Source organism: Pedobacter sp., from assembly GCF_035317785.1.
Taxonomy (GTDB): Bacteria; Bacteroidota; Bacteroidia; order Sphingobacteriales; family Sphingobacteriaceae; genus Pedobacter.
The window spans coordinates 1-4,487 of record NZ_DATHGC010000033.1; the positions used below are offsets into that span (position 1 = coordinate 1).

The window sequence follows — 4,487 nt, forward strand, 5'->3', positions numbered from 1 at the left end:
TGCAAAGCAGTAATAAGAACCCTAAAAGCTTTACTGAGCTGAAGCCAATTTCCTTTATTACTTCAGATTACATTTCCGGTGCATATCTGAATTATAATGGAGAAAAAATACAATATAATCTGAAGGTAGCAACTGCCACCCTAGGTACAAATGGGGACTTCAGTGTTTCTTTTGTCAATAATTATAAACTTGGGTATATCGGTACTGACAAAGGTTTGAGCTATTTTGGCTTTATCCGTCCGATGATCGAAGATGACAGCCGTTATTTTACGAGTTCGGATATTTGCCTGGTGCCAAAACCGGGCAAAACAACCATCCTGCCGGATGAGCTGGTCTTTGTGAGGTCCTATAACGCGGATGTAGCCATTGTGACCGATAAGACGATTAAGAACCAGGCGGTTGACCCGGGAAAGGTACTGGCCAATTATCCGGTACAGCTGCTCGATCAGCATGTCTATTTTGGCAAACAGAACGATGGTGACAACAAAGTCAATTTTGACAAAGACCTGGAAGATAATCCGCTGACCATGCCTGCCGAAGCAAATGCGGAAAGTTATAACGGGCAAAACATGATTAACGCCGAAGCCGCCAACAAGGAGAACCTGCCAATCGTAGACATTGTCAAAACGGATGAATTCGGGGTAGCGCATTTCAAAAACCTGCTGACAACTCATACCCACATACCCTTTGTCGCAGTGAACCCTTTTGAAGGAAACTTTAATTATAAGCCAATGTACGGCCCACTGATTAAGACCGGTATGGTAAACAATTCGACAGATGGGACTTTCAACAGCGACTTTAAGCCGGAAACCTTTCATGCAGAGGTCATTGTCCGGCCTAAACAACCTGAAATATACCTAAGGGCGGTGACCATTCAGAATAACGTTCCAAAGGGTATTCAGGGTGCTATCGTTACCGTAGCGACCTATGCGAGCCTGAACGCCTATGCGCCGATAGAAAGTACGAACGGCTATACGGACGAGAACGGATATTTTCAGCTATCCGGTCTGAAAGAGAATTTGTTCCGCACGATTGTGATCCGAAGAACAGGTTTTGCAGATAAAATAGTTACCGTAAAAAATGGTGTGCCGGTCAGACAAGACATCGTCCTTGGTGAGCGTTATCCTGCGCAAGTGGAACAACCCATGCATGCTGCCGGGAAAATTGCCGGATATATTGTTAATGAAGCGGGCCAGCCAGTTTCCTGTAACATCCGGGTAGCAAACGGTCCTTTTATTAAAAATACCAATGGATATTTCCAGATTGAAAATGTACCTACGGGCTGGAAGTCTGTGGAAATTGTGCCTACAGTGGACAACTATTTTTCTGATACGCTGGCGCCGGTCATTCAGGCAAATGGAGACTGGACGGTGATCACCAATGCCGCCGGTCAGGCAAGTGGCAGGATTGTGCTGAAAGAGAAATTGCACCGTGCCCGCTTTCAGATTGTCGATCAGAACAACAACCTGATCGGGGGCAGTGAAACCCGCATCAGGAATGGCATTACAGATTATTTCGCCTATAGTTCTACCGACATCGTGGCTATCGCCAGTCCGGCAAACGAATTTAAAGTTCGGGTAACGGCCCCTGGTTATGTAACTTATGATGATTATCTGCTGATTCCGCTGCTCAAGGAACCAAAGGTGATGACGATACAACTGGTTCCTGCGCAAAAAATAATTGGTGTGGTTGTGGATGCAAATACAGGCAGCCCAATAGAGGGGGCACGCGTCTATACAATTAGCGGTGTCAACGCAGATGGAGAGCAACAAAATGAGACCACCACAGATGCACAGGGCAGATATACCCTGTACGGCGCCGAGAATTTAAATGCAAAGTTCAATCTTCCCCCAATATTTCCGCAGTTGCCAGTGAAGATCTATGCCGTGAAGTCGACAGGGACGCCGTATATCCGGCAAGAACTTAATGCTATCGGCATTCCTAACGTGCCGGGGTTAAGTATTGCCAACTTTGGTCTGACTTCTTTTAAAGCAAAAAGTGAGATATGGGGCATTCCTGTAGAAATCAATTCAGTGACCTCGGTACACAATGTGACTAAAATTTCAGGGGTGTTTAAAGGCATGCCGCTCAACACCACCTTTACGGGTATTGGAAGTGCTGCCTTACCGTTTAATAATGTGACGGTTAGTTTCAAGAAACCCGATGATGTCTTTGGCGGATTGGGTGCGAAGGTGAAGCCAGGTGCCGTAGCTCTGGGGACGATGGTGCCGGAAGCGGAGCGGATCACCTTAGAGACCAATGCGCTAAAAGTTACTGCCTTTAACCAGTATGCCTGTGAGGTTCTGGCTTCTGACAATGGTGCATTTTCCAGAAAATTGTTTGTCGAGAAGAACAACGGTCTGGGTAAACTGAGTGGCTATGTGACTTCTGAACTGGCTTCCTTTAATTTTAGCTATGACTATACAGGCAAGTTCCTGTTGAACAGTGCGGCTACTCCGTTTGAGATGTCGAAATCTCTCATTACGGTTTTCTCAGCGAATACAAGCTTCCAGCCTGCATCGACTTATGCATTGTCTGCATTGTATGGCAGGAACAATTTTAGTATTCACAACTTCAGTGCGAAATTCAGTTCCGGGTATTTTAACCAGAGTGCATTTTACCTCAATGCCAATGTTAATGTACAGATCCCACTGGTGGGTGCGAGTACCTTACCGGCAGGGCAGTTGAAAGTGGCTCCAAAGGAGATTGTCTGGAACCAATATGTGGGTGATATCAACCTGCCACTGGAGAGCTGGTCAATTAGGGGCAAGGGTTTGATGTATGATGTGAACCAGGGTGGTTTCAAGGTAATAGGAGGTAGCTTAAAAACCAATTTACCTTCGGTTGCGCTGAATGACCTGATGATCATGCCTAAGTCCATAGACCTGGGCGCGAGCAAAATGACAGGCAATGAATCACTTTCACTGGCTAATGTGACACCGCTGAATTTATTCAGTGGTGCAAAACTCACCCTGAATTATGATGAAGCGGCACCTTTTGACCAAAAACCCCATTACCGGCTAAACCTGGCCAACGGGCAGCAGCCTGTTGCTTATATCGGCAATCTGCCGGGTATGATGGGTTCGAGAATTGACATCGACATGCTCAGCACCTATAGCGACGGAAAGCATAAAACGATCATGATAAAGGAAACCGATGTAAATTACTACAATGTGATCGGGCAGCATGTCAGCGGGATTGAAGTGGCCGATAACTTTTTCACCCTGGTAGGCAATACTGATCTGGAGATACCGGGAGCGAATGGCAGTGTGACAGGCCGGTTTAAATTTTATAAAGATCCCACCGATCCAAAACGGGATAACAATAATGTGGTATTGGGCGTTGAAAAGTTGCAAACCGACGTGAATATGGCCGGTAAGGTGAAATTTGAAGGGTACAAGTATGAGCTTTCGCCCGATAAACTGATTGTGGATGGTAACGTGCTGATCTACAAAAATACCCCTGATGATGCCATAAAAGGGATCAAAGGTACGCTTACTAAGGTTCCGGGGGACATCAAAATGGATCTTAAGCCGGATCAAAAGATTGTAATGGGTCTGAAATCCCTGTTGCTGAAGGTGGGTGGCAATAAAGTGAGCAATAACCAATGGGATCTGCTGCGTTTCACGGGTCAGCCGCAAAATTATACATCCTATGATAAGGCGACGAATACGACAAAGGATATGTTGCTGCCGGATGGCAACCTGATCGATTTTGTAGTCAATGGTGCGCTGTCTACTGATGGGTCATCCGGAAAAGTCATCAAACTGAGTGACATCAAAAGTCCGTTTGGAAACCTGGGTTTAACTTTTGATTTTGACCGGAAAATTTTCCAGGGGGCATTGACGCTATCGAATGCTAATATCATCATGGGGCCTGTTACCATCCAGGACGGTACCATTGATGTGCAAATGGATGAAAATGGATTTGTATTGGTAGGTGCAATTACCAATGCCCAGATCTCTGCACCTTTGCCATCGGCATTGGTTGGAAACTTCAAAAGTGGAATAGCGATTGGTTATTACAGTGCCGCATTGCCAGCATACATGAAGAGTAAATTGCTGGGTGTCACGCTCTATAATCAGTTGCCATCTTCCTTCAACACGGGTTTGAAGGGTTTCTATGTCAATGTGATGAAATCATTGGGCAAACAAGACCTTCCTCAGCTGCCGGGGCCTAATTTAAAAAGCATACCGATTATTGGTTCTTTTGTGCCGGTATTTGATTTCTCAGCAGGAATTGATTTATATGTACTGTTGAGCGTTGCCGATGGTGCAGAAGTTAATATTGGCGGAAAGGCCTTTGCCCGTGCTTCTTGTTTATATGATCTGGAGATGTGCAGTATAGGCCTTTCTGGTGGTGCAGACGGACAGTTTGGTCTGCACTACATCGGCGGCGATTTGACTGGTTTCCTGAAATTTGGTGTAAACGCCAACATCATTTACTGCGTGGGCAGTACCGGGGTTGGGCTGGACCTTTTACTAGAA

The 4,487-nt window shown here is 45.8% G+C and carries 1 protein-coding gene; it reads left to right on the plus strand.

The window, feature by feature from the left end; translation table 11 throughout:
• Positions 1 to 4,487 (plus strand): carboxypeptidase-like regulatory domain-containing protein (locus tag VK541_RS02495; protein ID WP_324366598.1); only part of this gene is annotated, 4,487 nt, incomplete at both ends.